Below are 26112 nucleotides of genomic sequence, written 5' to 3'. Positions count from 1 at the left end.
ACTTAGTAACAGCACCCTTACCGACCAACACATCTCTATTCTGCCTCATGACATCGCGAACAACATTCGCAACGTCTTTGATCGATAATTTCGGAGACAGGAAACTTTGCTGTTGATAACCCGGTTGGTGACCTCGCCGAACGGAGCGTAGTCGCCGGACCAGCGCAACTGGCCCTGCTCGTTGGTGCACTCCAGCGGACGCTGTTCAGGTCGCAGTGCAGCTACAGGAATCCCGCTCACCATAGGCCGTGTTTAATTGAACGGAGATTAAAAAATAATAAACCTGGATAATCAGAATCTCTTTCCCGGTTTATTAAAAATTCACCTAAAAATATTTAATATCATATTTTCCAATCACATCGAAAACATGATCATAAGTGCTAAGAACTATATGCTGGAGTCCATCTCCATCTATATTATCTATCAAATCAAAGCTCGACAGAGAGTGCTTTTCATATGGGTAATCATCCATTTTATACACAGACATACTTTTAATATCACTAAACAAAAATTCAACATTAACATCAGGTGCGTCTGTAATCATTGGCTTGCAGGAACGCAAAGATAACGATGCTTTAATGACAAATTTAAAAGGATAGAGTATTAATTCAGTCCCTGAAAGAACCAAAGCATCTCGCCCATAAATCAGACCATATCTTGTTTCTATTGCCTTAACATTCATATTAGCCACAACCTCTTGTCCTTATCGATTTACCACCATCACCAGTTGAAAACCTTCGATCAAGATTTATTTTAGACAATTCCTCTGGAGTTGCCCATCTGGATGGGATTTTGGATACACCAGCTTCTTTAGCTGCGTACAGTCTTCTATTATCCAAGCTAAACACTGAATCTTTATGTGCTCCTTGAGACAATAAGCGCTCTTGAACATTGGCAGGTAAATCCCGCATCCTGACTTTTCTGATTGGCTCAACTTCGTTTATATACGAGGGATCATTTATAAGTCTATGTGTTAATCCATTAACATTCCTTCCATCCTCAAACACACCATTAATACTGTCTTGTGAGAATAAAATCGTTTTAGGACTAACAGGAGATAATCCAAGCGGATCAACCCACCCGTTCGGATTCGGCGCATACTGATAAAGATTCGTGCCACCCAGCAACCCTATCGGATCCGGCTGCGTGAACCGCCCGACATCCGGATCATAAAACCGAAACGTGTTGTAGTGCAGACCCGTCTCACGGTCCAGGTACTGGCCCTGAAACCTGAGGTTCTGCTCTTCGATGAAATGCGCCTCACGCACCTCCTGCAGGGTATTGCCCCAGACCTGATAGCGCGCCTGCCAGACCGCCTCGCCACTGTCATCCGTCAACTGTTCGGGCAGGCCATTGAGATCGTTATGGTAGTAGCGCACCTGCTGGTGCTGCCCCGCACCGTCAACCCGCGCCAAGGGTTCGTGGCTGTCTTCGACATACAGGTAAAGGCTGGTCTGGCTGTAGCGATGCTCCTGTAACAAGCGCAGGCCATTCCAGGCGAAGCGGGTCTGGTCGAGCAGATTGCCCTGATCGTCATATTCGTTTTTCTCGACACGCCGCCCCAGCGGGTCGTAGCGCATGTTCAGTATCCGTTCGCGCCCACCGTGCTGGCTGCGCACCTGGATCAGGCGGTGCTCGGCGTCATAGCTGAAGTGCTGGATGCCACGTCGGCTGCTGCGTTTCTCGATCAGGCGGCCGAAGCCGTCGTAGCGGTAGCGTTTGTCCTGGTAGGTGAGCAAGCGATTATGGCGCACCAGGCCGATGCCGGCTTGCGGCCCATCGAGCAGGTTGGCGGCGGCGTCGTAGGCGAAGGTTTCGCTCTGGCCCTGGCCAGCGTCCTGGCTGGCCAGGATCCGGCCGCTGGCGTCGTAGTGCAGCAATTGCTGGTGCTGGCTGCCGGGCTGCTGGTTGAAACGGCCGATCAGGTTGTCTGCCGAGTCGAAATCGAAGCGTTGCTGTACCGTAGCCGGCAGTTGCGGCGGCTGGTGGTTGGGGCGGCGCAGGCGTGAGCGCAAACGACCGCTGCGGTCGTACTCGCTGCGGGTGCTGACCCGGCCCTGGGTGCGCAGCACTTCACGGTGCAGGCGGTCGCGTTCGAAATCGCTGATCACCTTGCCGTCGAGGTTGAGCTGGTGCAGATGGCCGCTGCCGTAGTACAGGCGGTTGAGCCAGCGGCCGTCGGGCAGCTGGGTCTGGATCAGGTTGCCGAGTTCGTCGTAGTGATGTTGCAGCACACCATTGGCGCTGTGTTCTTCAAGCAATTGGCCGAGAGCATCGTAAGCGAAGCCCAGTTGCTCGCTGTTGCCTGCCTTGTCGGTGAAGTTGATTGCCGTCAGTTGATCAAGGGGATCGTAGCTGTACTGGGTTTCGCCATCGTCGGTGTGCTTTTTGATCAAGCGCCCGACGGCATCCCGCTGCAACTGATGGATGATCGCTTCAATACTGCCTTGGGGGGCGGGGAGGTACTCAAGGCAACTGAGGTTATCCAGCCGGTCGTAGTGATAGCGGCTGGCGCTGCCGTCCAGATCCTGCTGCTCAGTCAGGCGGTCAATTAGGTCCCAGCTGAACCTGTAGCTTTCGTTATTTTCATTGGTCAGCGCCAGCAGCCGCCCGTAGGCGTCGTAACTGAACTGCACCCGCCGACCATGCGGATCGATACGCTGCTGCACCTGGCCACGCCGGTTATAGCGGTATTGGGTGGAGTGCCCGGCGGGGTCGGTATAGCTGTTGAGCTGGCCGTTGCGATCAAGCTGATAGTGCTCACTGCGCCCATCGGGCAATTGCGAGCCGAGCAATCGGCCCTGGGCATCGTACTGGTACTCGGTACGTTCGCCGAGGGCATCGGTGACCGCCTGCAGATGCCCGCGCCGGTCATAGCTGAAGCGGGTCGGGTACCCCGAACAATCGACCTGCTCGATCAGCAGGCCCAATTCGTTCCAGCGCAGGTGCTTGTGCTTGCCCGCCGCATCGATGATCTCCACCACCTGGCCGCGTTCGTCATGGCGGTAGCGGGTGGTGCGGCCCAGCGGGTCGGTTTCGCTGCTGCAGTTGCCGCGCTGGTCGTAGCGATAGCGCCAGCGCTTGCCGGCCTTGTCGGTCTGTACCCGGGGCAGCGACCAGTGTTCCAGCCACTGGGTCGCCTCACTGCGACCCAGTGGGTCGATGCTTTCGCAGAGGTTGCCGGACTCATCGTACAGGTACTGCCATTGCCCGCCCTGCGGGTCGGTGGCGGCCAGCAACTGGCGTTCGTCGTTCCACTCGAAACGCCAGGTGTGGCCGAGGGCGTCGGTGTACTGGGTGATCTGGTACTGCGGGTTCCAGTAGCGTGTGCTGACCCGCTGCAAACCGTCGGTGACCCGGGTGATGCCGGCTTCGATGTCGTAGTCGAAACGGTACTCGTCACCGTCGTCGGTCCAGTGCCGGGCCACGCGCCAGTCGTCTGCAGCACGAGTCCATTCATAGAAGCAGCGCAGGCCGCTGGGCAGTTGGTGCTCGACCATGCGCCGGCCCTGATCATAGGCGAAGTGCCTTTGCACCTGGCCGCTGGCGTCGCGGACTTCGGCCAAGTCACCGTTGCTGTCATAGGCATAGCTGACCAGCAGCTCGTTCGACTCGTCGCTGTACCATCGTTCGATATGGCTGACCCGGGCTGGCCATTGGCTGCTGTAAACCAACTGCACCTGGACCACATCGAAGGTATCGCGCAGCCTGAGCAAGCGGCCGTTGCTGTCGTAGTCCAGATAGATGCGGTTGTCGTTGCGATCCCCCAGTTGCGCCAGGCGCAGGCGCTGCGGATTGTTCGGGGTGGGCTGGAACAGGCGATAGAGACCGTCGACGCTTTCGATCAGCAGCTCGCCATTGTGCGCGCGACGCACGCTGAGGCCTTCGCCGGCGCTGAACACGGCATCACCACGAGAGATATGGCCCATGTCGACGACCCGTGCCTGCTCGTCGGTGAACAGCAGGCGCTCGCCGCCTTCAGGATGTGCCTCGATAGCGACGAAGACTTCGTAATCGACGCTCCAGCCAGCACCGAACAGGCCGTCGCGGCGTTCATCCCGGCTGTTGTAGTAGCGCTGCCAGTCCAACGGGATCAAGCCCGGAAGGCTGAAATCAAGCTCGGCTTCGCCGCTCAACAGTTTGGCGCCAGTGGAGCTGTGGACCGGGTTGGGTGAGCCGGCGATGGCGCTGGTGATCGCGCCGGTCACCTGGCTGGTGACGGCGCTGCCGATGCCGCCAATCAGCATGCAGCCGAACTTGCTGTAGAACTTGCCGCCGCGCCCGCGCAGCATCATCAAGGCGGTAATCGCCAGGCCGATGCCCGGGGTCTTGCCGCTGCGAATCTCGCGGACCACGATCGAGTCGCCGCCGATGCGCACATTATCGGAGACCAGCCCGGCGTCGACGATCACCGCCTCGCAGGTGCTGCGATCGCCGCTGCGACAGGCCGGGTGACCATTGATGGTGACCTTGCTCGAGCCTTCGGCCAGGTACTGCGGCGGCATCGGCGGATGCTTGCTGCAGAGGATCTTGTCGTCGTCGGCAGGCTCGGTGTTCGGCGCCGGGCTGGCGACCGTAGGCCGCCACATCTGCGAGAAAAAGCCCTTGGCCATGTCGAGGAAGCTTTCTTCTTCCTCCTCGGCCGGCGGCTGAGCCGCGTCGCTGCCGGCGGGCGCAGCGGCGGCAACGATGACGCCGGCAGCGCGTGCGGCCGGTTTGCCATTGGTGCGGGTATTCTTCGAGCCGGTGAGGATGTTGGCTTGCACCGAGGGCGGGAACAGGCAGTTGCCGATGCCCTCGCATAAACTGCTCAAGCCCTTGTCGGCCCCAGTCTTGCTCATGACCACGCCGACCACGATGCCCACCACCGCGCCGAGCACGAAGCAGCCGAGGCCGCCGGTGACCACGGTCAGGCCCAGCGCCGCGGTTACCGCCGCGGTGGCCAGCATGCCGATGGCGACGTTGGCGGCCACTTCCAGCACGCCGCTGACGATGTCGGCCATCATCGAGGTGTGCATCAGCGCATCGCCCTCGCGGGCGGCCCACAGGGCGTCAGACATTACTGACCGGCAACGGCATGGCTGCAGGGCACTTGAACCTGGTCATGCTTGATTTCCATATCGAGCGCTTGAGGTATCGGAATCTGCTGGATGATCGCCCGAGCGTCAACCCCGAGGGTGATGCAAAGCGTGTAGTTCCTGCAGCCTGGCCTTGGCCACATGGGTGTAGATCTGCGTGGTGGACAGGTCGCTGTGGCCCAGCAGCATCTGCACCACGCGCAGGTCGGCGCCATGGTTGAGCAGGTGCGTGGCAAAGGCGTGGCGCAGCGTGTGCGGCGACAGCGGCTTGTCGATGCCGGCCACCCGCGCGTGGTGCTTGATGCGGTGCCAGAAGGTCTGGCGGGTCATCTGCTCGCCTCGCTGGCTGGGGAACAGCACGTCGCTGGGGCGCCCGCCCAGCAGCTCGGCGCGACCATCGCGCAGGTAGCGCTCGATCCACACCACCGCCTCCTCGCCCATCGGCACCAGGCGCTCCTTGCTGCCCTTGCCCATCACCCGCAACACGCCCTGGCGCAGGTTGACCTGGTCCAGGGTCAGGCTGACCAGCTCGGTCACCCGCAAACCGCAGGCATACAGCACTTCGAGCATGGCCCGATCGCGCTGGCCAATCGCCTCACCGCGATCCGGCGCCTGCAGCAAGGCTTCGACATCGGCCTCCGACAGCGACTTGGGCAGTGGCCGGCCCAACTGCGGCATATCCACCTGCAAGGTCGGATCGACGCCGATCAGCCGCTCGCGCAGCAGGTAACGGAAAAAGCCGCGCACCCCGGACAGGAAGCGCGCTGTGGAACGAGGCTTGTAGCCTTGGTCGAAGCGCCAGGCCAGGTGATCGAGGATCAGTTCGCGCCCGGCATCGGGCAACAGCACGTGCTTTTCCTGCAACCAGCCGTTGAACAAGGCCAGGTCACTGCGGTAGGAAGCGCGGGTGTTGTCGGAAAGCCCCTTTTCCAGCCACAAGGCATCGAGGAACTGGTCGATCAGCGGGTGGTCCAGTGCAGGCATGAAAACTCGGTGGCAAACGACGAAATGACGCTTAGTCTTTCACAACATGGCATGCAGAGGGAGCCCGCATGAACGAACAGCAGATTCTTTTGAGTGTCGGCGGCATCGGCGCGGCGGCCCTGCTCTGCCAATGGCTGGCCTGGCGCCTGAAACTGCCGGCGATCCTGTTCCTGCTGCTGTGCGGCATCCTCGCCGGGCCGGTGCTGGGCTGGCTGCAACCGCAGGCATTGTTCGGCCCGTTGCTGATGCCACTGGTATCGCTGGCGGTGGCGCTGATCCTGTTCGAAGGCAGCCTGACCCTGCACCTGTCGCAATGGCGCGAGATCGGCAGCGTGGTGCATCGCCTGGTTACCATCGGCGCGCTGAGCACCTGGCTGGTGATCGCCCTGGCCACCCACTGGCTGCTGGGCTTCGACTGGCCCCTGGCGATCCTGTTCGGCACCCTGACCCTGGTCACCGGCCCCACGGTCATCGTCCCCATGCTGCGGGTGGTGCGGCCGAAGGCGACGATCGCCAATATCCTGCGCTGGGAAGGTATCGTCATCGACCCGATCGGCGCGCTGCTGGCGGTGGTGGTCTACAGCTTCATCATCGCCAGCGCCGCCGGCGAAGGCCTGAGCCACAGCCTGGCGACCTTCGCCGGGGTGATTTTCTGCGGCAGCGCGCTCGGCGTCGCCGGAGGCTGGCTGCTCGGGCAGATCATGCGCGAGCAATGGCTGCCGGAGTATCTGCACAACCTGGCGTCGCTGGCCGCGGTGCTGGGCATCTTCATCGCCGCCAACCAGATCGTCCATGAGTCGGGCCTGTTGGCGGTCACGGTCATGGGCATGTGGCTGGCCAACATGCCCGGCGTGAATGTGCGGCAGATCCTGCACTTCAAGGAGAACCTCAGCGTGCTGCTGATCTCCGGCCTGTTCATCCTTCTGGCGGCGCGGCTCGACCTGCATGCGCTGCTCGCCTTGGGCCCAGCGGTGCTGGCACTGCTGCTGGTGATCCAGTTGCTGGCCAGGCCGCTGAACGTGTTGCTGTCGACCCTGGGCTCGCCGCTGAGTTGGCGGGAACGCGCGCTGCTGGCCTGGATCGCTCCACGGGGCATCGTCGCCGCGGCGGTTTCGGCCATCTTCGCCATTCGCCTGGACCAGGCCGGGCATGAGGGCGCACTGCTACTGGTGCCACTGACCTTTGCCGTGATCATCGGCACCGTGGTCCTGCAAAGCGCCACCGCAAGGCCCTTGGCACGCCTGCTGAAGGTGGCGGAACCGGCACCGAGCGGGTTTCTCCTGGTCGGCGCCAACCCACCTGCGCGCGCCATCGCCAAGGCCCTGCAACAACTTGGCTGCCGGGTACTGCTGACCGACTCGAGCTGGGAGAACATCCGCGCCGCACGCATGGACAACCTGCCGACCTACTTCGGCAACCCCGCGTCGCAGCATGCCGACGCTCACCTCGATCTGGTCGGGCTGGGCCATCTGCTGGGGCTGTCACCGGCAGGCGAACTCAATGCCCTGGCCTGTGCACGCTTTCGTCATGACTTCGGCCACGCCCGGCTTTTCGTGCTGGCCAGCGGCCTGGAGAAACAGCGCAGCGACAAGCACCGGGCCAGCGAGGAGCATCGCGGGCAATTGCTCGGGTCGAGCGCGATGACCTATGGGCAATTGGCCAAACTGCTGCATCAGGGTGCCGAGCTGTACAGCACCACGCTGACCGAGGCCTTCGGCTGGGGCGACTACCAGCAGTTGCATGGCCCACGGGCGACGCTGCTGTTCGCCCGGGACGGGCAAGGCTGGGTACATGTGGCCAGCCCGGACAATCCGCTCAAGCCGCAGCCTGGGTGGACACTGGTGGCGCTGGTGGAGCCGGAGCTTACCGAGCAGCCTGTGGCGCATTGAATCATACGGGATCGGCAATCAGGCCAACGGCAGCACCGGCACCGGGCGCTTGTCCTCGTCGATGGCGACGAAGCTGAACACGCCATGGATCGCCCGCTCGCGCCCATCGAGGTACATGTTCTCGACGAACACATCCACCTGCACCTGCAGGCTGGTGTTGCCGACCTTGATCACCGTCCCCACCAGCTCGACGATCGAGCCTGCCGGAATCGGGTGCTTGAAATCGATGCGGTCGGTGGACACGGTCACCAGCGGCAGCCGGCAGAAACGGGTGGCGGCGATGAACGACACTTCGTCCATCCACGCTAGCGCCGTGCCGCCGAACAGGGTGTTGTGGTGGTTGGTGGTGTTGGGGAACACCGCCTTGGTCACGCGGGTCACCGACAGTTCGGTGCGGCGCTGGATTTCCTGGTCTCGGGTTGTCATCTCGGAGTCACATCGCAAAGGCAAGATTCAAGACGCAAAAAAGCAGCCCGAAGGCTGCTTTTTCTCGCACGGGGCCTAGGCCACCGGACAAACTGCACTCAGGACAGTTTTTCCTTGATGCGAGCTGCTTTACCGGACAGGTCACGCAGGTAGTACAGCTTGGCTTTACGCACGTCACCACGACGTTTCACGGCCAGGCTATCGATCTGCGGGCTGTAGGTCTGGAAGGTACGCTCTACGCCAACGCCGCTGGAGATCTTGCGCACGGTGAAGGCGCTGTTCAGACCGCGGTTACGCTTGGCGATAACGACGCCTTCGAACGCCTGCAGACGCGAGCGGTCGCCTTCCTTCACTTTGACCTGGACGACAATGGTGTCGCCTGGTGCGAAGGTCGGGATCTCTTTGCTCATCTGCTCGGCTTCGAGCTGCTGGATGATCTTGTTGGTCATGCTGTGCTCCTAAGATGGATAACGCGATCCACCATCGATACGTTTAACTATCGTCCCGCTCGCGGAGGTATTCCTCGAGCAGCTTCTTCTCTTCTCCAGAAAGCGAGCGACTTTCCAGAAGATCGGCGCGTCGTTCGAAGGTCCTACCAAGGGACTGCTTCATCCGCCATCGCCGGATATGTGCATGGTTGCCACTAAGCAACACGTCGGGTACACGCTGATCCGCATACACCTCAGGTCGGGTGTAGTGCGGGCAATCCAGCAGACCGTCGGTGAAAGAATCTTCCTCCGCCGAGTCCACATGCCCTAAAGCTCCGGGCAGCAGCCGCGTAACCGCATCGATCAGTACCATGGCCGGCAGCTCGCCACCGGAAAGCACATAGTCGCCAATCGACCACTCCTCATCGACATGAGCCTCGATAAAGCGCTCGTCGATGCCTTCATAACGGCCGGCGATCAGGATCAACGATTCCTGTTCGGCCAAGCCTTTGACCGCCTGCTGGGTCAGCTTGCGGCCTTGTGGCGAAAGGTAGATCACCTTTGCCGCAGCTCCGGTCGCCTGCCTGGCGCTAACCAGGGCGTCTTCCAGAGGCTTGATCTTCATCACCATGCCCGGACCACCGCCAAACGGCCGATCATCCACGGTGTGGTGGCGATCTGTGGTGTAGTCCCGCGGGTTCCAGCAGGTCACTTGCAGCAACCCCTGTTTCACCGCACGGCTGGTAATGCCGTACTCCGTGATGGCCGAAAACATCTCGGGGAACAACGTGATGACTTCTACGCGAAGGCTACCCATCGTCTAGAAATCCGCGTCCCATTCGACTCGCATCACACCGGCCTGCAGGTCGATTGCCAGCACGCATTGCTCCGTATAGGGCAACAGACGCTCGCGATCATCCAGGCTGCCTGTGCAAGGCTTGACCACCATTACATCGTTCGCACCGGTCTCCAACAGGTGATCGATCGTGCCGAACAGCTGTTCGTCCTGATTGATGACCTTCAGGCCTTCCAACTGGTACCAGTAGTACTCGTCGGCTGCCAGGTTGGGCAAAAGGCTCCGCGCAATGCAGATTTCGTAACCGCTCAGAAGACGGGCTTCGTCACGATCCTCGAGGCCTTTCAATTTCACGACCAGGCCCTTTTGGGAGCCACGACCGCTGACCAGCTCGACCTGCTTTACCTTGCCTTCGTGCCGAAGCGTCCAGCGCGGATAATCCAACAGGTTTTCAATCGGATCGGTAAAGGAATACACCTTCACCTCGCCGCGAACGCCGTGAACCGAAAAAATCTTGCCAACGACGATGAGGTCATCAGCCTTTTCTGGCGTCGCGTTCATACTGCTCAGGCTGCAGCCTTGGCAGCTTCCTTCAGCAGCTGAGCAACGCGCTCAGACGGCTGTGCGCCCTGGCTCAGCCAGTAGGTGACGCGCTCTTGGTTGACCGACAGCTTGACTTCGGCGCCCGATGCGATCGGGTTGAAGAAGCCAACGCGCTCAACGAAACGGCCGTCACGGGCGTTACGCGAGTTGGTCACGGTCAGGTGGTAGAATGGGCGCTTTTTCGAGCCGCCACGGGCCAGACGAATGGTTACCATGTGAACATCGTTCCTATAGTCGGTGCTGCAAAACTGAATGCCCAATGGGCACACGGGTGCCCAAAAGGCCGCATATTCTCGGGGAATACACGGACATTTGCAAATGCCTTTTTCGGCGAGCGCTTGACCCACCGTTCAGATCTGCCGGTTAAGCCGCCATTTGGCGGCGCTGTACCCGCCGAAGCGGGGGCTGGGCGGCTGTCTTCATAAAAAGACCGCCGCCCGAATTCGCTTACATCTTGGGCATGCCGCCACCCGGCAGCATCCCGCCGAGGCCGCGCATCATCTTGGCCATGCCGCCCTTGGCGGAGAATTTCTTCATCATCTTCTGCATCTGCTTGTGCTGCTTGATCAGCCGGCCGATGTCCTGCACCTGGGTGCCGGAACCGAGGGCGATGCGGCGCTTGCGCGAACCGCTGATCAGGTCAGGGTCGCGGCGTTCGGCAGGGGTCATGGAATTGATGATCGCTTCCATCTGCTTGAACTGCTTCTCGGCCGCGCCCTGGGCGTTGCCCATCTGCGACAGGTTGACGCCACCGATGCTCGGCAGTTTGTCCATCAGGCCACCAAGGCCGCCCATGTTCTTCATCTGTTGCAGTTGATCGCGGAAGTCTTCGAGGTCGAAGCCCTTGCCCTTCTTCAACTTCTTGGCCAGTTTGTCGGCCTTTTCCTTGTCGATGTTCTGCTCGGCCTGCTCGATCAGGCTGAGCACGTCACCCATGCCAAGGATGCGCGAAGCGATCCGGTCGGGGTGGAACGGCTCGAGGGCTTCGGTCTTCTCGCCCATACCGATGAACTTGATCGGCTTGCCGGTAATGGCGCGCACCGACAGGGCGGCACCGCCACGGGCGTCACCGTCGACCTTGGTCAGCACCACGCCGGTCAGCGGCAGCGCATCGCCGAAGGCCTTGGCCGTATTGGCGGCATCCTGGCCGGTCATGGCGTCGACCACGAACAGGGTTTCGATCGGCTTGACCGCGGCGTGCAGGGCCTTGATCTCGTCCATCATGTCGGCGTCGACGTGCAGACGACCTGCGGTATCGACGATCACCACGTCGATGAACTTGAGCTTGGCTTCGCGGATCGCCGCTTCGGCGATGGCCACCGGCTTCTGGCTGATGTCGGACGGGAAGAAGGTCACGCCGATATCATTGGCCAGCGTCTCGAGCTGCTTGATCGCCGCCGGACGGTAGACGTCGGCCGACACCACCATCACGCTCTTCTTCTTGCGCTCTTTCAGGTGACGCGCCAGCTTGCCGGCGGTGGTGGTCTTACCAGCACCTTGCAGACCGGCCATCAGCACCACGGCCGGCGGGGCGGCGTTGAGGGTCAGCTCTTCGTTGGCCGCGCCCATCAGGCTTTCCAGCTCGGCCTGGACGATCTTCACGAACGCCTGGCCCGGGGTCAGGCTGCGCGACACTTCGGTGCCGACCGCACGCTCCTTGATGCTATTGACGAAATCCTTGACCACCGGCAGGGCGACGTCGGCCTCGAGCAGGGCCATGCGCACTTCGCGCAGCGTGTCCTTGATGTTGTCTTCGGTCAGCTTGGCCTTGCCGGTGACATGGCGCAGCGTCTGTGACAGGCGGTCGGTCAGGTTTTCGAACATGGTGATCCTTTCAGGCCCAGTGAAGCCGAGGTTTTTCAGGCGCCCAGGTGGAAATGCACACGCGCTGGGCACAACAAGGCGGCGATTATAGCGAAGACTGCCTTGCGCGCACACCTTGCTTGGGACCACCGGCCAGATGCACTGGCTATCCCTGGCCATGGGCCCCGTGGTAACGGGCTTGCCCCGCGATTGATACGCAGTCTTCCTTGCCTACCGCGTTCTATGCCAAACTCCGTCCCTTTAGGGCTTGCACGCCAGGACTTATGTTCTCTTCACCCAGCCTCATCCCCAACCTGCTCGCCGCCTTCCTTTATCTGGCCGCGACCGTCTACCAGGCCACCGGCCTGGCCCGTGGCGCCCGTGCCGACAAACGGCTGCTTGGCCTGCTCGGCACCCTGGCGGTCATCGCCCAGGGCGGTGCCCTGTTCTTCCAGCTGATCACGCCCCTGGGCCTGAGCCTCGACTTCTTCAGCGCAGCCAGCCTGATCGCCGTGGCGGTGATCGGCCTGACCCTGCTCGCCTGCCTGAGCATTCCCGTGGAGAACCTGCTGGTGCTGCTGTTCCCGCTCGGCGCGGTGACCGCGCTGCTGGCCCAGTTCGCGCCACCCGGCACGGTGCCGCTGATCAACGAGGAGCCGGGCATCCTCGCCCATATCCTGCTGTCGATCCTGGCCTACGGCCTGTTCACCATCGCCGTGTTCCAGGCCCTGCTGCTGTTGCTGCAGGACCACCAGCTCAAGCACAAGCACCCGTCCGGGCTGATCCGCAACTTCCCGCCGCTGCAGACCATGGAAAGCCTGCTGTTCGGCTTCCTCTGGGCCGGCTGGGGGCTGCTGTCGCTGTCGCTGATCTCCGGCTGGCTGTTCCTCGACAACCTGTTCGCCCAGCACCTGGTGCACAAGACGCTGCTGGCCTGTGTCGCCTGGATCGTCTTCAGCGTGCTGCTGTGGGGCCGCACCCGCCTCGGCTGGCGCGGTCACAAGGCGATCCGCTGGACCCTGGCTGGCTTCTGCCTGCTGATGCTGGCCTACTTCGGCAGCAAGCTGGTCCGCGAATTCATCCTGCACATCTGACGGCCGCCCATGGACACTCTGCCGTACGCCCCGCTGCTCGGCATCATCGCACTGGCCCTGCTATGGTCGGCGCTGTTCACCGCGGTAGATTGCGCCCGCCAGCAGCTCAATGGCCACGGCGCCCCGACCCTGCCCGCCCAGGGCCTGGTGCTCGGCGCCAGCCTGGGCAAGTTGCTGGTACTGGGCCTGGCCTGCCTGATTGGCCAGCGCTACAGCGGTGAACACGGTTTCTGGCTGGCCGGCCTTGGCGCCAGCTTCACCCTGCTGGTACTCGCCGACTACCTGCCGCGCCGCCTGGCCCGCCGCAACCCGCAAGCCTTCCTGGACCTGGGCGGCAACCTGCTGAAATTGCCGCTGGCGCTGCTGCAGCCGCTGGGCTGCCTGCTCGACGGCTGCGCCAAACTGATCCTGCGCCCGTTCCGCGTGCAACCCACCGCGGTGGCACTGCACCCGCAGCAGGGCGACGCGTTCGACGAAGACGAACCTGCCGAGACCAGCCAGCACGGCCTGCTGGAGGGCCTGCAGGCGCTGGACAAGATCACCGTCAATGACATCCTGGTACCGCGCAATGAAGTAGACGGCATCAACCTCGACGACCCCATCGAGCAGATCATCGAGCAACTGATCATCAGCCGTCACACGCGCCTGCCGGTCTATCACAACGACATCAACCAGGTCGAAGCTGTCCTCAACACCAAGCTGATCAGCCACCTGCTGCCACGGGCAGAGCTCACCCCGGAGAAGCTCCAGGCGGCCTGCTACGAACCCTACTTCGTGCCCGAAAGCACACCGCTGCAGATGCAGCTGCTGAACTTCCACAAGCAGCAGCGGCGCATGGGCGTGGTGGTGGACGAATATGGCGAAGTCCTGGGCATCGTTACCCTGGAAGACATTCTCGAAGAGATCGTCGGCGAGTTCGAGGACGAGCAGAGCCTGGACAACCCGCATGTCCACCCTCAGCCCGATGGCCGCTTCGTCATCGAAGGGACGGCTTCGCTGCGCGAGATCAACCGTACCCTGGGCTGGCACCTGCCCTGTGATGGCGGGCCGAAAACCCTGAACGGCCTGGTCACCGAAGCGCTTGAAAGCATTCCAGAAAGCGCTGTATGCCTGAAAATTGGCAGATATCGGCTGGAAATCCTAGAAACCGAGGATAATTGCGCGAGCAAGGTACTGGTCTGGACACTGGCTCGATAGTTATACTCGGCTCACGCTTACCCAGCCCTGCCGTCCCGCCCGCTACCCGCACCCGGCGTCCGACGGCCAGTCCGCCCCACTGACACGCCCCGCGGCCCTGCTCAGCACCCCGAGCAGCCACCGCTCACCGCCTATCCCCTGGGCTATCGTCAGTCGGCGACCAACAACAATACGCTCCGGCTCCCGTGTGCCCGCCACATGGGCCGTGCCCCATGGAGCATGACTGTCAGGGACCTTCGCATGACTACCAGCAGCACCTACGCCGAACCTGCCTCGGCTGCCCCGGTCAACTCGCCTGCCCGGGTGGCCACCGCCAGCTTCATCGGCACCGCCATCGAGTTCTACGATTTCTACGTCTACGCCACTGCCGCCGCGCTGGTGATCGGGCCGGTTTTCTTCCCGTCCGGTTCCGGCACCGCGCAAATGCTGGCGGCCTTCCTTACCTTCGGTATCGCCTTCCTCGCCCGGCCACTGGGGTCAGCGCTGTTCGGCCACTTCGGCGACCGCATCGGGCGCAAGTCGACGCTGGTCGCCTCGCTGCTGCTGATGGGCGTGTCGACCACCTTGATCGGCGTGCTGCCCGGGTATGACAGCATCGGCGTGTGGGCACCGATCATTCTCTGTGTGCTGCGCTTCGGCCAGGGCCTGGGGCTGGGTGGTGAATGGGGCGGCGCGGCACTGCTGGCCACCGAAAATGCTCCTGAGGGCAAGCGCGCCTGGTTCGGCATGTTCCCGCAGTTGGGCCCGTCTATCGGCTTCCTCGCCGCCAACGGCCTGTTCCTCACCCTGGCCCTGGTGCTCAGCGACGAGCAGTTCCGCGAATGGGGCTGGCGCATTCCGTTCCTGCTCAGCGCCGCACTGGTGCTGGTCGGGCTCTACGTGCGCCTGAAACTCGAGGAAAGCCCGGTGTTCGCCAAGGCCGTGGCCCGCCAGGAGCGGGTCAAGATGCCGGTGATCGAGCTGTTTTCCCAATACTGGCTGCCGACCCTGCTGGGGGCAGCGGCAATGGTGGTGTGCTACGCGCTGTTCTACATCTCCACGGTGTTCTCGTTGAGCTATGGCGTATCCACGCTGGGCTACAGCCGCGAAACCTTCCTCGGCCTGCTGTGCTTCGCCGTGGTGTTCATGGCCCTGGCCACGCCCCTGTCGGCCTGGTTGAGCGACCGTTACGGGCGCAAGCCGGTGTTGATCGCCGGCGCGCTGCTGGCCATCGCCTCGGGCTTTGCCATGGAACCACTGCTGACCTCGGGCTCGACCACCGGGGTGGCGTTGTTCCTGAGCATCGAGCTGTTCCTGATGGGGGTGACCTTCGCCCCGATGGGCGCGCTGCTGCCGGAGCTGTTCCCGACCCATGTGCGCTACACCGGCGCTTCGGCGGCCTACAACCTGGGCGGCATCGTCGGCGCCTCGGCGGCACCGTTCTTTGCCCAGAAGCTGGTGAGCATGGGGGGCTTGAGCTGGGTGGGAGGCTATGTGTCGGCGGCGGCGGTGATCAGCCTGATTGCCGTGCTGTGTCTGAAAGAGACGCGAAATACCGAGCTTTGAATCAATCGCGGGGCAAGCCCGCTCCCACGCCAGACTGATACTGGCGTGGGAGCAGGCTTGCCCCGCGATCGTTTCAGATCAGAACTCGACCTTGACCGCCTGCGAAGCCCGGGTCGCCTTGGCTCGTGCCGCTTCGACCGATTCATCACGCGCCAGGCACACGCCCATGCGCCGGGTACCATTGATCTCCGGCTTGCCGAACAGGCGGATGGCGGTATCCGGCTCGCTCAGGGCCGCGCCCAGGTTGGCGAAGCTGGTCTGCTGCGACTGGCCTTCAGGCAGGATCACCGCCGACGCCGACGGGCCGAACTGGCGCACCACCGGGATCGGCAGGCCGAGGATGGCCCGCGCGTGCAGGGCGAACTGCGACAGGTCCTGGGAAATCAGGGTCACCAGGCCCGTGTCGTGCGGGCGTGGCGACACTTCGCTGAACCACACCTGATCACCCTTGACGAACAGTTCCACACCGAACAGGCCACGGCCGCCCAGCGCGTCGGTGACCGCCTGGGCCACACGCTGCGACTCGGCCAATGCCTTCGGGCTCATGGCCTGGGGCTGCCAAGACTCCTGGTAGTCGCCTTTCTCCTGGCGATGGCCGACCGGCGCGAGGAAGGTCGTGCCACCGACATGGCGTACGGTGAGCAGGGTGATTTCGTATTCGAAGTCGATGAAGCCTTCGATGATCACCCGCCCCTTGCCAGCACGGCCGCCTTCCTGGGCGTAGTCCCAGGCTTTCTGCAGGTCATCGGCGTCGCGTAGCAGGCTCTGACCCTTGCCGGACGAGCTCATCACCGGCTTGACCACGCACGGGTAACCCAGGTCGGCCACCGCCTTGCTGTAATCCTCGAAGGTGTCGGCGAAATGGTACGGCGAGGTCGGCAGGTCCAGCTCTTCGGCAGCCAGGCGACGAATACCTTCGCGGTTCATGGTCAGCTGGGTGGCGCGGGCGGTGGGGACGACGTTGAAACCTTCGCTTTCCAGCTCGACCAGCGTGGCGGTGGCAATGGCTTCGATCTCGGGAACGATGTAGTGCGGTTTTTCCGCCTCGATCACAGCGCGCAGGGCCACGCCGTCGAGCATGTTGATCACATGGCTGCGGTGCGCAACCTGCATCGCCGGCGCATTGGCGTAGCGGTCCACGGCGATCACTTCGACGCCCAGGCGCTGCAGCTCGATCACCACTTCCTTGCCCAGCTCGCCGCAGCCGCACAGCAGTACACGGGTCGCGGTGGGCGACAGTGGGGTTCCGATACGGGTCATTTCAGGTCCTCGAAGGCGTCCGGGGCCGCGCCACGCTGGCTGCCGCCCGCTGAAAAATGGACCGGTATTCTACATCAGGATGTGGCCACCGCGCGCCGTGCCCGCCAGGCCATGATCAACCACACCGCCGTGACCCCGGCGAACTTCGAGGCCATCGCCGTGCCGATCACCGCAGGCGTCAAGGCACCGATCATGCCGAAGAAGATGAAGGTGTCCACCGGGATGCTCAGCGCCGAGCTCAGCCACAGGCGGTCGCGCAGGGGGCGCCGGGTAACGCTGAACACCAGCCAGTCGATCAGTTCGGAGACGAAGAACGCGGTCGCGCTGGCCAGGGCGATGGCAGGCTCGGAGGTGATATAGGACAGCACCAGCGCCACCAGCATGGCCAACAACGCGCCATGGCCGTAGCGGGTCTGCACCATGTCGCGCAGGATGAACACCAACCCGCCCCAGGCGGACCAGATCACGTCCAGGTGCGGCGCACTGGAGAAGGCGAAGTTGATCAGCACCACGCTGCTGATGTAGGCGATGAGATAGAACATGGTCTGCGTTTTCGAGGGGCCAGCCGCACAGATTAGCGCCGGCACCATCGCGGGACAAGCCCGCGCCACGGGCGTCGGCTCTACAGACCGATGATCAGCCCCGCCGCCACCGCCCGCTCATGGCAGCGCTGCAACACCAGGCGCCGCTCGGCATTGTCCATGCGCCCCCAGCGCGTGATCTCGCTCACCGTGCGCTGGCACCCGGTGCAGATATCCTGCTCGTCGAGCGCGCAGACATTGACACAGGGCGAGGCCACGGGCCGCTCGTCACTCATCGTCGCTGACCAAGTCACGGGCATAGCGCTGGGCATTGTGCACATAATGGGCGGCGCTGGCCTCGAGCATGCGTTTCTGCTGCTCGGTCAACTCACGCACCACCTTGCCCGGCGAGCCCATCACCAACGAGCCATCGGGGATTTCCTTGCCCTCGGGGATCAGGGCGTTGGCGCCGATGATGCAGTGCTTGCCGATACGCGCCCCGTTGAGGATCACCGCGTTGATGCCGACCAGGCTGTAGTCGCCGACCGTGCAGCCATGCAACATGGCGTTGTGGCCGATGGTCACCCCGCGACCAAGGGTCAGCGGCGAGCCCATGTCGGTGTGCATCACCGTGCCGTCCTGGACATTGCTGTCCTCGCCGATGTCGATCAGCTCGTTATCGCCGCGCAGTACCGCGCCGAACCATACGCTGGCCCGGGCCTGCAGACGCACCTTGCCGATCAGCGTGGCAGTGGGCGCGGCCCAGCTCTCGGGATGGGTTTCGACGCGCAGGTCGCCCAAGCGGTATTTCATGTGTCGCTCCTCACGGTTGAACGCCAGTGGCGGGGTGTGCCCCGCTCAATTTTCGATGAAACGCTCGGGGGGCTGGTGCAGGCTGATGCCAGCGTCGAACAGCAGGTTGACCAGTTCGACGATCATGATCGCCGAGAGCCCCCAGATCTTGTAGTCGCCGTAGCGGTAGCTGGGCACGTACCAGCTGCGGCCCTGGTAGTCGATGCGGTGGGTATGCTCGCGGGGGTCCTGGCGGAAGAACTCCAGCGGCACACTGAACACGGCGGCGATTTCCGCATCGTTGGCACGATACTCGACATAGTCCGGAATCAAACCGACGAACGGCGTCACCTTCAGGCCATGCAGCGAGATCAGCGGGCTGAGCGGGCCGATGACCTCGACCAGCCCGGGCGGCAGGCCAATTTCTTCCTCGGCTTCGCGCAGGGCCGTGAACACCAGGTCTGGGTCCTCCGGGTCGCGCCGCCCGCCCGGGAAGGCGACTTCACCGCCGTGGGTGGACAGGCCCTTGGCACGCAGGGTCAGCACCAGCTCCGGCTCCTCGCTGCGGGTAATGGGCAGCAGCACCGCCGCTTCGGGGAAACGGCGATCCGTCTCCGGTGACGCGGGGGTATGGTTGCTCATTCGGCGAAGAAGCTCGTCCAGCATTACGCACTCTCGTGTCCAAGGCCTGCCCTGCATGATGCACCAAAGCCGCGAGGCACCCAAGCCCCGCCCGCAGGCCGCTTGCGGTAAGCGGGCCGAGCGCGCCAAGATAGCCCGACCCCACTGGAATGAATGAAAGCATGAAATTCTGCAGCGCGTGCGGCCAACCGGTCACCCAGCGGATCCCCGAAGGCGACAGCCGCCTGCGGTATGTCTGCGACCATTGCCAGACGATCCACTACCAGAACCCCAATATCGTCGCCGGGGTGCTGCCAACCTGGGGCTCCCAGGTGCTGCTGTGCCGCCGGGCAATAGAACCGCGCCGAGGGTTCTGGACGCTGCCCGCCGGCTTCATGGAGAACGGCGAGACCCTCGATGCCGCCGCCCGTCGCGAAACCGTCGAGGAGGCATGCGCGCGGGTCGGCGAAACCAGCCTGTACCAGTTGTTCGACCTGCCGCACATCAACCAGGTGCACGTGTTCTTCCGCGCCGAACTGGCCGATCTGGACTTCGCCGTGGGTATCGAGAGCCTCGAGGTACGCTTGTTCGAAGAACACGAGATCCCCTGGCGCGAGCTGGCTTTCCGCACCGTCACTCGCACACTAGAATGCTATTATCGCGACCGCGTCAGGCAGCACTATCCGATTGGCCATGAATACTTGCCGCCGATGAACGTCACGTCGTCCACCACCTAGTTTTCAGGGATACGGTTTCATGCGCTGGCTGCTTGCCCTCCTCTGCTTCAGTGTCGCCTCGGTGTCGCAAGCCGCCTTCACCGAGACCATCATCCGCAAGACGCCGTCGGCCGCGCCGTCGCCGGTCCAGCCAGCCACTACCGGCGTCCAGCAGGAGCGGCTGATCGACAAGGTGCTGGTGATCAAGTCCGAGCGCCGGCTGCAACTGATCAGCCGTGGCGAGCCGCTCAAGACCTACCGCATCTCCCTGGGCAAGCAACCCAAGGGGGCCAAGGCCCGCGAAGGCGACAAGAAAACCCCGGAAGGCCTGTACTGGCTGGATTGGCGCAAGGTCAGCGACCGCTACAACCTGGCCATGCACATCTCTTACCCGAACATCACCGATGCCGCCAAGGCTCGCAGCGAAGGCGTGGCCGCTGGCAGCATGATCATGATCCACGGCACGCCGATCAACGAGGAGTACCCCGAGTGGTACTTCCATACCCTGGACTGGACCGAGGGCTGCATCGCCATGCGCAACGACGACATGCGCGAGGTGTGGAGCATGGTGAAGGACGGCACGCTGATCGAAATCCGCCCCTGAGCACTCACCGTTGGTACCAAAGGCCTGTCCTGCTCACGCGCGACAGGCCATCTCTTTTAGTGCTTGCCTCCTTTCGCCACACCACCGCTCACTTTTCCTACAGATAGAATCGCCTCATTCCCCGCAGCATGGTGGCGTTAAGCCACATAAATGCCACCACTGACATTCTTAGAATTCCCGCAGCTGATTTCACGATTTCGTACATCACTTGCGAGGTTTTCATGCAAAATCCTGTCTCCAAGACCAGACCAGATACCCTGCGCTGGGCTGTCTTCCTTGCCCTGCTGGGCAGCACCCAGGTTCAGGCGCAAGGCGCCCTGACACCGACACCAGGCCCCGGCGGCACCCCGATCATCGACAACGGCCATGGCGTACCCGTCATCGACATCGTCGCGCCCAATGCCAGCGGCCTGTCGCACAACCAGTTCCTCGACTACAACGTCGGCAAGCCCGGCCTGGTGCTGAACAATGCTCTGCAGGCCGGGCAGTCGCAGCTGGCCGGCCAGCTGGGCGCCAACTCGCAGTTCCAGGGCCACGCCGCCTCGACCATCCTCAACGAGGTGGTCGGCCAGAACGCCTCGCGTATCCAAGGGGCCCAGGAAATCTTTGGCCAGAAAGCCGATTACCTGCTCGCCAACCCCAACGGCATCACCCTCAACGGAGGCAGCTTCATCAATACCACCCGCGCCGGCTTCCTGGTCGGCAAGGCGGACATTCACGACGGGCAGATCAGGCACCTCGACAGCCGCGACGCCAGCGGCACGCTCAATGTACTGGGCCGTGGCCAGAGCAATGCCGGTGGCGCCCTGGACCTCATCGCGCCGCGTATCGACAGCACAGGGCCCCTGTTGGCCAAGGGCCAGTTGAACCTGACCATCGGCCACAACCTTGTCGACGCCGGCAGCCGCGAGGTGCTCGAACATCTGCCCGTCGCCACAGCCATCGATGCCAACCTGCTTGGCGCCATGCAGGCCGGACGCATCCGCATCGTCAGTACCGCCGAAGGCGCCGGCGTACAGGTTGGCGACAAGGAACTGCGCGCGGACCGCGACTTGATCATTCACTCCGCAGGCGACCTTAAAGTACAGGGCAATGACAAGCGCCAGGCCAGCCTCGTCAGCAACACCGGCAAGCTGGACCTCAAGGCCGACGGCGACCTGCAGCTTACCCATGCTCATGGCAAGGCCAGGCAGATCGAGGTACACGCCGGCAAAAAACTGACCCTGGATACCGCCACCCGCGAAAAGGTCACGAACGATCCGGTCAACTGGGCGAAGCAATGGCTGTTCATCCCCACTGAAAGCCATGATGGCAACACCACGCAAACCAGTCGCCAGCACTTGGGTAGCCGCCTGGTGGCCGAGGATAGCCTGAGCCTGAAGGCCGGCACCGACCTGCACATGACGGCCGCGCAACTGGAGGCGGACAACGCCCTGCAACTGCGCAGCGGTGGAAAGATGACGATCGACGCTGGCGTGGACACTCTTGATATCGCCGAGCAGTCCACCCACAGGCGCTACCTGGACCGCACCGATATCGACAGCCAGGCACACACCGAGCAGGTCAAGGCCAGCACCCTCAAGGGCGGCACTCTCATCGCCAGCGCCGGGGCCGACATGCAGATCTCCGGCGCCCGTCTCGAGGCGCGCAAGCAGGTCGAACTCGACGCCAAAGGCGATCTGCGGATCGAAAGCGCCGTGGAAAACGACCATGCCCAGCGCACCACTGGCAAGCGTGAGTTCGTGGCCAGCGCCGGCAAGGACGCGCCGGACTCGCAGCAGTACACGGCTAAGGTCGGCTACGAAAAACTGCAGAGTGACGAGCAGACCACCGCAACACGCCAGGTCGCCAGCAGCATCAACGCGGGTTCCGTCTCGCTGCGCAGCGATCGCAAGCTGGCGGTCAGCGCTTCGGATGTGCAGGCGAACACGGGAGACCTGAAGCTTGCCGCCAGCGAAATCGAACTGGCGGCGGCCTACGACAGCCACGCCAGGCATACCCTCGATACCCGCACCGGCGCCGCGCTGAGCGTCACCGGCGGCAGTGACCGGGCAGGGCTAGGCATTGATGGCTACCATGGGCCGGCCGCCGTGCTCGAACGCGAAAACACGGCACGGCGAAGCAGCCTGAGTTCAACCGGTGATCTGCACATCGACACCGTGCAACTCACCACCACCGCTGCGCAACTGAGTGCGGGGCGCACACTGAAGGTGGACGCCGAGCGCATCGACAACCACGCGGCAGCCGACACCAAGGTCCGTGAAACCACACTCACCAACTGGGACGGCGGCCTGAGCGTCGGCATCGACTACGAGTACCTTAGCGATCGCGTCAAGTGGCTCTTCGGTGGTGAGAAAGCCAAAGACCAGGCGGCCTCCCCGAACGCCGGCGCCGAACTGTCGCTGCAGCGCACGTCGCGTGTGCACAAGGACAGCGACAGCACCGCGCAGGTCACGACCTTCGATGGCGGCGATATCATCGTTCGGGCTGATCAGCTCAAGGATGAAGGGAGTGCCTACAAGGCCAGGGCCGGGAGCCTGCGCATCGAGGCTGGGGAGCACCAGATGCTGGCCGCCCGGGATCAGAGCAGCAGCGAAGTACGCGACACCACGGGTGGCGGCAGCCTGCGTGTCAGCACCATCACGGGAACGGATCTCAAAGCAAGACTTGAAGGTCATGGCAACACCCTGAACCATCTGAAGCAGACAACCACAGCTCGAGTAGGCAGTTTGCAGGGCAGCCAGGGGGTTCAGGTAGAACTCGAACGTAGTGGTCACTACGAGGGAGTCCGCGTCGACGGAGGCAACGGCGATATTACCCTGCACAGCCAAGGCACACTGAGCGTGACAGCCGCCAGCGATACCCGCCAGAGCCTGGGCAAGACCTGGGGCGGCAAGCTGAATGTCGAGGGCAGCACCACCGGTGGCGGGTTGGGTGGCGAAGGGACCTTCGGCTGGGTCAATGAGCAGGCCAGCACAGCCATTGGCGCGCAGTTCAACAGCAAGGGCTCGCTGCAGATCACCAGCTTCGCCCACGACGATACCGCGCTGCAGGTACAGGGGCTGCAAGCCACTGCGAAACGGATCGGCCTGGACGCGCGCAACGGCGGCCTGCTGATCGAGGCGGCCAGTAACACCGAGCGCCACGACAACCTCGACGTCACCGTTGGCGGCGGCCTGAAAGTCGATGCCATGGACATTGGAGGCATCAACGCCCAGGTCAAGGTCGGTCTGGATAAACGCGACAACACTACCTGGCATGGCAGCAAGCTGCGCGCCGACGTGATCGACTTGCGCAGCCAGGGCGACACCCGTATCGAAGGCGCACAGCTTGAGGCGCAGGCAATCGAAGGCAAGATCGACGGCAACCTGCGGGTGGCCAGCCGTCAGGACCAGGTCGACAGCGTGAAGCTAGAGGTCGACACCAGTCTCGCCCAGAAGCAACAGGCAGCATCCGAGACTGAAACCCCGGCCTCGCTGGCGAGCGTTTTCGAGGGCGGCAACATCACGGAAATCGCCGGGGCGCTGTGGAACAAAGTCACCACGAAATTTACCCCGTCGGTCAAGATGGACTACGCCAAGCGCACCAACGACACCGTCAGCCAGCAGACGCTCCTGTCCGGCACGCAAGGTATCGATCTGCAGGTAGGTGGCGACACCCGGCTGGTCGGCGCAACACTGCAGGCAGTCGATGGTCAGGTAGAACTGGGCGACGGCGCGGTCGCCCGCGACAACCTTAGCGGTCGAGATTACGCGAAGGATGTGAAGGTCAATGTCGATTTGTCGACGGCGGGCCTGGTCAGCACAGCCTATTCATACCTCTCGAACCTGTTCACCGGCAGCACCGACAAGGCTGACGACTACAAGGCGTACAGCAACACCGGTCACGACCGCACTACCGAGTATGTCTCGCAGATAAAGGAGAGCCGCCAGCGCTGACACGTGCCAGGCAGCGGCCTGTGGGTCGCTGCGCCTCACACACGGATTCTGCGGGAGCGGGTACACCCGTTCCCACAGGGGCATCGGACCAAACCCCATGAACGCACCGATCTTCTCTTCCCATATTTTCCGCCCATCAAGTGCAGGCATACGCCGCGTCGCCACTGTCCTGCTGGCTTGCCTCATCATGACGCTATCGGCCAACGCCATCGCCACGGTCGACCCGGCCAGCCAGCAGTTGCGGGATCAGCAGCAGGCCGTGCGGCAACTGGAGCAGCAGCGGCGGCTCGAACGCTGGCAGCGCAATCAACCTGCCAACGCCACTGAAGACCGCGACACTGCAACGCTCAACCCCGACCAGCACTGCTGGGCGATCAGCGGGGTACGCCTGGCCGGCAACCGCATGCTCGATACCCGGCAACTGCAGCCGATCGTGCGTGCGCTGTCGTCCTCTTGCATGGGTGTCGCCCAAATTGACCGGTTACTCAAGCAACTGACCCGGCACTACGTGCAAGCCGGATATCCCACCAGCCGCCCCTATGTGGCCCGTCCCCCCGAGCACGGCGCCCCGCTGGACATCGTCATCGTCGAAGGCTTCATCGAATCGATCGAACTGGCTGGCGCCGACCTGCCCCTGTCGCTGCAAGGCGCATTTCCGGGCATGCTCGGCCTTCCCCTGCACCTGCCGGACCTCGAGCAAGGCCTGGACCAACTCAACCGGCTGCGCGCCTATGACCTGCAAATGGCCTTGCTGCCGGGCGAGATGCAAGGCGGCACCCGCGTTGTGCTCGAACCCCGGCGCGTCGCTCCACGCGCCCATCTGGACGCCCTGCTCGACAACCGCGGCGGTGAACTGACCGGTCGCCACCGCCTCAACCTGGGCCTTGGCCTGGACAGCCCACTGGGCCTGAATGACGACCTGCGCCTGTCGCTGAGTTCGGTGGTGTTCGACGCGCCCGGCCAGAGTGAAGGCGCCAGCCTTTACCACAGCATTCCCCATGGCCGCTGGACCTTCAGCCTCAATGCCAGCCAGATGCGCTACCGAGCGCCGATCCCGAACACCCGCTACGCCAGCAGTGGCCGCAGCGAATTCTACGGTGTCAGCGCCGAGCGCGTGCTGTGGCGCAACCAGCAAGGCATGCTCAGCGCCAACGCCCGGCTGGACCGCAAGCAATTGCTCAACCGCTTCGGCCCGGCCGTGCTGGCGCTGCAGAGCCCGACCCTGGCCACCCTCGAAGCCGGCCTGAACCTGCTGTGGCTCGAAGGTGGATTGTGGAACGCTTACCTGGGCGTAAGCCAAGGGGTACGCTGGTTCGGCGCCGACCGCCCGTTTGCGCACAAGCAGGCGCCCCGCCCGGACTTCACCAAATACCGCGCCAACCTGCTGCACCTGCGCCAGGGCCCGGCTCAATGGCCCTGGCGCTGGCAGAGCGAACTGGCCCTGCAATACAGCGCCCATGTGCTGCCCGCCGTCGAACAGATGCAACTGAGCGATCATTCGGCGGTGCGCGGATTCCGCCAGCACAATGTCGCGGGCGCCAGCGCCGGGGCATGGCGCAACACCTTCAGCCAGCCACTGCCCCTGCCGGTGCAGGTACGCCCATCCTTCGGCGTTGACCTTGGCTGGGCCCGTTATGCGCGCACCAGCCCGTCGCAGCGCCTGGTTGGCGCCTCGGCAGGTGTTGAGTTGAACCTGCCGCACAGTACGGTGCGCCTGGACTACCAACGCGCACTGCATGCCAGCGATCGCCCGCGTAAATCACTGGAGCAAGGCTTCTGGGTCGCGCAATGGTCCCTCGCCCTCTGACCGACAAGCG

At 63.0% G+C, this 26112-nt stretch carries 23 protein-coding genes; 8 read left to right on the top strand and 15 right to left on the bottom strand.

Annotated elements, in window-relative coordinates; translation table 11 throughout:
• Positions 1–45: 45 nt before the first annotated feature.
• The 4 genes from AAHK21_RS19235 to xerD form a co-directional block, all read right to left on the bottom strand.
• Positions 46–243 (bottom strand): RHS domain-containing protein, encoded by a 198-nt coding sequence (locus AAHK21_RS19235; protein ID WP_367858062.1) that lies wholly within the window; start codon positions 241–243, stop codon positions 46–48.
• 82 nt (positions 244–325) lie between these two features.
• The gene (locus AAHK21_RS19230; RefSeq protein ID WP_367858061.1) at positions 326–691 is read right to left on the bottom strand and encodes a hypothetical protein; all 366 of its coding nucleotides are present in this window, start codon (positions 689–691) and stop codon (positions 326–328) included.
• Entirely contained in the window at positions 684–5060 is a 4377-nt protein-coding gene (locus AAHK21_RS19225; RefSeq protein ID WP_367858060.1) for an RHS repeat-associated core domain-containing protein, read from the bottom strand. Before AAHK21_RS19225 ends, AAHK21_RS19230 begins: the two co-directional genes overlap by 8 nt.
• A 105-nt stretch (positions 5061–5165) precedes the next feature.
• Entirely contained in the window at positions 5166–6062 is an 897-nt protein-coding gene (gene xerD, locus AAHK21_RS19220; protein WP_046854370.1) for a site-specific tyrosine recombinase XerD, read from the bottom strand.
• A 68-nt stretch (positions 6063–6130) separates the two neighbouring features.
• On the opposite strand from xerD, the gene AAHK21_RS19215 reads away from it, so the two are divergent.
• A complete protein-coding gene (locus tag AAHK21_RS19215) occupies positions 6131–7951 on the top strand; it encodes a cation:proton antiporter (RefSeq protein ID WP_367858059.1) in 1821 nt (606 codons plus the stop codon).
• 18 nt (positions 7952–7969) lie between these two features.
• On the opposite strand, the gene AAHK21_RS19210 is transcribed toward AAHK21_RS19215, so the two are convergent.
• The 6 genes from AAHK21_RS19210 to ffh all read right to left on the bottom strand — a co-directional run bounded on the left by AAHK21_RS19210 (position 7970) and on the right by ffh (position 12028).
• Positions 7970–8377, bottom strand: coding sequence for an acyl-CoA thioesterase (locus AAHK21_RS19210; protein WP_023629813.1), 408 nt, complete (start codon positions 8375–8377; stop codon positions 7970–7972).
• Between the two features lie 98 nt (positions 8378–8475).
• A complete protein-coding gene (gene rplS, locus AAHK21_RS19205) occupies positions 8476–8826 on the bottom strand; it encodes a 50S ribosomal protein L19 (protein ID WP_023629812.1) in 351 nt (116 codons plus the stop codon).
• 43 nt (positions 8827–8869) lie between these two features.
• Positions 8870–9622 (bottom strand): tRNA (guanosine(37)-N1)-methyltransferase TrmD, encoded by a 753-nt coding sequence (gene trmD, locus AAHK21_RS19200; protein ID WP_023629811.1) that lies wholly within the window; start codon positions 9620–9622, stop codon positions 8870–8872.
• A gap of 3 nt (positions 9623–9625) precedes the next feature.
• A complete protein-coding gene (gene rimM, locus AAHK21_RS19195; RefSeq protein WP_023629810.1) occupies positions 9626–10162 on the bottom strand; it encodes a ribosome maturation factor RimM in 537 nt (178 codons plus the stop codon).
• 5 nt (positions 10163–10167) lie between these two features.
• Positions 10168–10419: a 30S ribosomal protein S16 gene (gene rpsP / locus AAHK21_RS19190; protein WP_011535318.1), complete on the bottom strand. Its 252-nt coding sequence runs from the start codon at positions 10417–10419 to the stop codon at positions 10168–10170.
• Positions 10420–10651: 232 nt separating this feature from the next.
• On the bottom strand, positions 10652–12028 hold the full coding sequence (gene ffh, locus AAHK21_RS19185; protein ID WP_023629809.1) for a signal recognition particle protein: 1377 nt from the start codon (positions 12026–12028) through the stop codon (positions 10652–10654).
• 263 nt (positions 12029–12291) lie between these two features.
• On the opposite strand from ffh, the gene ccsA reads away from it, so the two are divergent.
• From ccsA to AAHK21_RS19170, 3 genes are all read left to right on the top strand, one after another.
• A complete protein-coding gene (gene ccsA, locus AAHK21_RS19180) occupies positions 12292–13101 on the top strand; it encodes an inner membrane protein YpjD (protein WP_102685316.1) in 810 nt (269 codons plus the stop codon).
• 9 nt (positions 13102–13110) lie between these two features.
• Positions 13111–14298 carry a transporter associated domain-containing protein gene (locus AAHK21_RS19175; RefSeq protein WP_367858058.1) on the top strand — a complete coding sequence of 396 codons (1188 nt, stop codon included), beginning with the start codon at positions 13111–13113 and terminating at the stop codon, positions 14296–14298.
• A gap of 240 nt (positions 14299–14538) precedes the next feature.
• Positions 14539–15843: an MFS transporter gene (locus AAHK21_RS19170; RefSeq protein ID WP_367858057.1), complete on the top strand. Its 1305-nt coding sequence runs from the start codon at positions 14539–14541 to the stop codon at positions 15841–15843.
• A gap of 78 nt (positions 15844–15921) precedes the next feature.
• Here AAHK21_RS19170 and purT read toward each other — a convergent pair whose 3' ends face one another.
• The 5 genes from purT to AAHK21_RS19145 all read right to left on the bottom strand — a co-directional run bounded on the left by purT (position 15922) and on the right by AAHK21_RS19145 (position 19082).
• Positions 15922–17103 (bottom strand): formate-dependent phosphoribosylglycinamide formyltransferase, encoded by a 1182-nt coding sequence (gene purT / locus AAHK21_RS19165; RefSeq protein WP_367858056.1) that lies wholly within the window; start codon positions 17101–17103, stop codon positions 15922–15924.
• 74 nt (positions 17104–17177) lie between these two features.
• The gene (locus AAHK21_RS19160) at positions 17178–17645 is read right to left on the bottom strand and encodes a VUT family protein (RefSeq protein WP_023629807.1); all 468 of its coding nucleotides are present in this window, start codon (positions 17643–17645) and stop codon (positions 17178–17180) included.
• Between the two features lie 80 nt (positions 17646–17725).
• The gene (locus AAHK21_RS19155; protein WP_367858055.1) at positions 17726–17920 is read right to left on the bottom strand and encodes a DUF1289 domain-containing protein; all 195 of its coding nucleotides are present in this window, start codon (positions 17918–17920) and stop codon (positions 17726–17728) included.
• Positions 17913–18437: a gamma carbonic anhydrase family protein gene (locus AAHK21_RS19150; RefSeq protein ID WP_367858054.1), complete on the bottom strand. Its 525-nt coding sequence runs from the start codon at positions 18435–18437 to the stop codon at positions 17913–17915. The genes AAHK21_RS19155 and AAHK21_RS19150 overlap by 8 nt, the downstream gene beginning before the upstream one ends.
• 45 nt (positions 18438–18482) lie before the next feature.
• Complete coding sequence (locus AAHK21_RS19145; RefSeq protein ID WP_217868560.1) at positions 18483–19082, bottom strand: CoA pyrophosphatase; 600 nt, start codon at positions 19080–19082, stop codon at positions 18483–18485.
• Positions 19083–19219: 137 nt separating this feature from the next.
• On the opposite strand from AAHK21_RS19145, the gene AAHK21_RS19140 reads away from it, so the two are divergent.
• The 4 genes from AAHK21_RS19140 to AAHK21_RS19125 all read left to right on the top strand — a co-directional run bounded on the left by AAHK21_RS19140 (position 19220) and on the right by AAHK21_RS19125 (position 26102).
• The gene (locus AAHK21_RS19140) at positions 19220–19774 is read left to right on the top strand and encodes an NUDIX hydrolase (protein WP_046854362.1); all 555 of its coding nucleotides are present in this window, start codon (positions 19220–19222) and stop codon (positions 19772–19774) included.
• A 19-nt stretch (positions 19775–19793) separates the two neighbouring features.
• A complete protein-coding gene (locus AAHK21_RS19135) occupies positions 19794–20357 on the top strand; it encodes a murein L,D-transpeptidase family protein (protein ID WP_046854361.1) in 564 nt (187 codons plus the stop codon).
• Between the two features lie 221 nt (positions 20358–20578).
• Complete coding sequence (locus tag AAHK21_RS19130) at positions 20579–24295, top strand: hemagglutinin repeat-containing protein (protein WP_367858053.1); 3717 nt, start codon at positions 20579–20581, stop codon at positions 24293–24295.
• 187 nt (positions 24296–24482) lie between these two features.
• Entirely contained in the window at positions 24483–26102 is a 1620-nt protein-coding gene (locus tag AAHK21_RS19125; RefSeq protein ID WP_367858052.1) for a ShlB/FhaC/HecB family hemolysin secretion/activation protein, read from the top strand.
• Positions 26103–26112 lie beyond the last annotated feature (10 nt).

This window comes from Pseudomonas sp. TE50-2 (assembly GCF_040813665.1).
GTDB lineage: Bacteria > Pseudomonadota > Gammaproteobacteria > Pseudomonadales > Pseudomonadaceae > Aquipseudomonas > Aquipseudomonas soli.
Note: the sequence above shows the minus strand (reverse complement) of the source record. Positions and strands in the feature narration are given on the sequence as shown.

Excerpts from the sequence above, each read along its gene's own strand:
- AAHK21_RS19235 (WP_367858062.1), bottom strand. The coding sequence starts at position 243 with ATGGTGAGCGGGATTCCTGTAGCTGCACTGCGACCTGAACAGCGTCCG.
- AAHK21_RS19225 (WP_367858060.1), bottom strand. The coding sequence starts at position 5,060 with ATGTCTGACGCCCTGTGGGCCGCCCGCGAGGGCGATGCGCTGATGCAC.
- xerD (WP_046854370.1), bottom strand. The coding sequence starts at position 6,062 with ATGCCTGCACTGGACCACCCGCTGATCGACCAGTTCCTCGATGCCTTG.
- AAHK21_RS19215 (WP_367858059.1), top strand. The coding sequence starts at position 6,131 with ATGAACGAACAGCAGATTCTTTTGAGTGTCGGCGGCATCGGCGCGGCG.
- AAHK21_RS19210 (WP_023629813.1), bottom strand. The coding sequence starts at position 8,377 with ATGACAACCCGAGACCAGGAAATCCAGCGCCGCACCGAACTGTCGGTG.
- rplS (WP_023629812.1), bottom strand. The coding sequence starts at position 8,826 with ATGACCAACAAGATCATCCAGCAGCTCGAAGCCGAGCAGATGAGCAAA.
- trmD (WP_023629811.1), bottom strand. The coding sequence starts at position 9,622 with ATGGGTAGCCTTCGCGTAGAAGTCATCACGTTGTTCCCCGAGATGTTT.
- rimM (WP_023629810.1), bottom strand. The coding sequence starts at position 10,162 with ATGAACGCGACGCCAGAAAAGGCTGATGACCTCATCGTCGTTGGCAAG.
- rpsP (WP_011535318.1), bottom strand. The coding sequence starts at position 10,419 with ATGGTAACCATTCGTCTGGCCCGTGGCGGCTCGAAAAAGCGCCCATTC.
- ffh (WP_023629809.1), bottom strand. The coding sequence starts at position 12,028 with ATGTTCGAAAACCTGACCGACCGCCTGTCACAGACGCTGCGCCATGTC.
- ccsA (WP_102685316.1), top strand. The coding sequence starts at position 12,292 with ATGTTCTCTTCACCCAGCCTCATCCCCAACCTGCTCGCCGCCTTCCTT.
- AAHK21_RS19175 (WP_367858058.1), top strand. The coding sequence starts at position 13,111 with ATGGACACTCTGCCGTACGCCCCGCTGCTCGGCATCATCGCACTGGCC.
- AAHK21_RS19170 (WP_367858057.1), top strand. The coding sequence starts at position 14,539 with ATGACTACCAGCAGCACCTACGCCGAACCTGCCTCGGCTGCCCCGGTC.
- purT (WP_367858056.1), bottom strand. The coding sequence starts at position 17,103 with ATGACCCGTATCGGAACCCCACTGTCGCCCACCGCGACCCGTGTACTG.
- AAHK21_RS19160 (WP_023629807.1), bottom strand. The coding sequence starts at position 17,645 with ATGTTCTATCTCATCGCCTACATCAGCAGCGTGGTGCTGATCAACTTC.
- AAHK21_RS19155 (WP_367858055.1), bottom strand. The coding sequence starts at position 17,920 with ATGAGTGACGAGCGGCCCGTGGCCTCGCCCTGTGTCAATGTCTGCGCG.
- AAHK21_RS19150 (WP_367858054.1), bottom strand. The coding sequence starts at position 18,437 with ATGAAATACCGCTTGGGCGACCTGCGCGTCGAAACCCATCCCGAGAGC.
- AAHK21_RS19145 (WP_217868560.1), bottom strand. The coding sequence starts at position 19,082 with ATGCTGGACGAGCTTCTTCGCCGAATGAGCAACCATACCCCCGCGTCA.
- AAHK21_RS19140 (WP_046854362.1), top strand. The coding sequence starts at position 19,220 with ATGAAATTCTGCAGCGCGTGCGGCCAACCGGTCACCCAGCGGATCCCC.
- AAHK21_RS19135 (WP_046854361.1), top strand. The coding sequence starts at position 19,794 with ATGCGCTGGCTGCTTGCCCTCCTCTGCTTCAGTGTCGCCTCGGTGTCG.
- AAHK21_RS19130 (WP_367858053.1), top strand. The coding sequence starts at position 20,579 with ATGCAAAATCCTGTCTCCAAGACCAGACCAGATACCCTGCGCTGGGCT.
- AAHK21_RS19125 (WP_367858052.1), top strand. The coding sequence starts at position 24,483 with ATGACGCTATCGGCCAACGCCATCGCCACGGTCGACCCGGCCAGCCAG.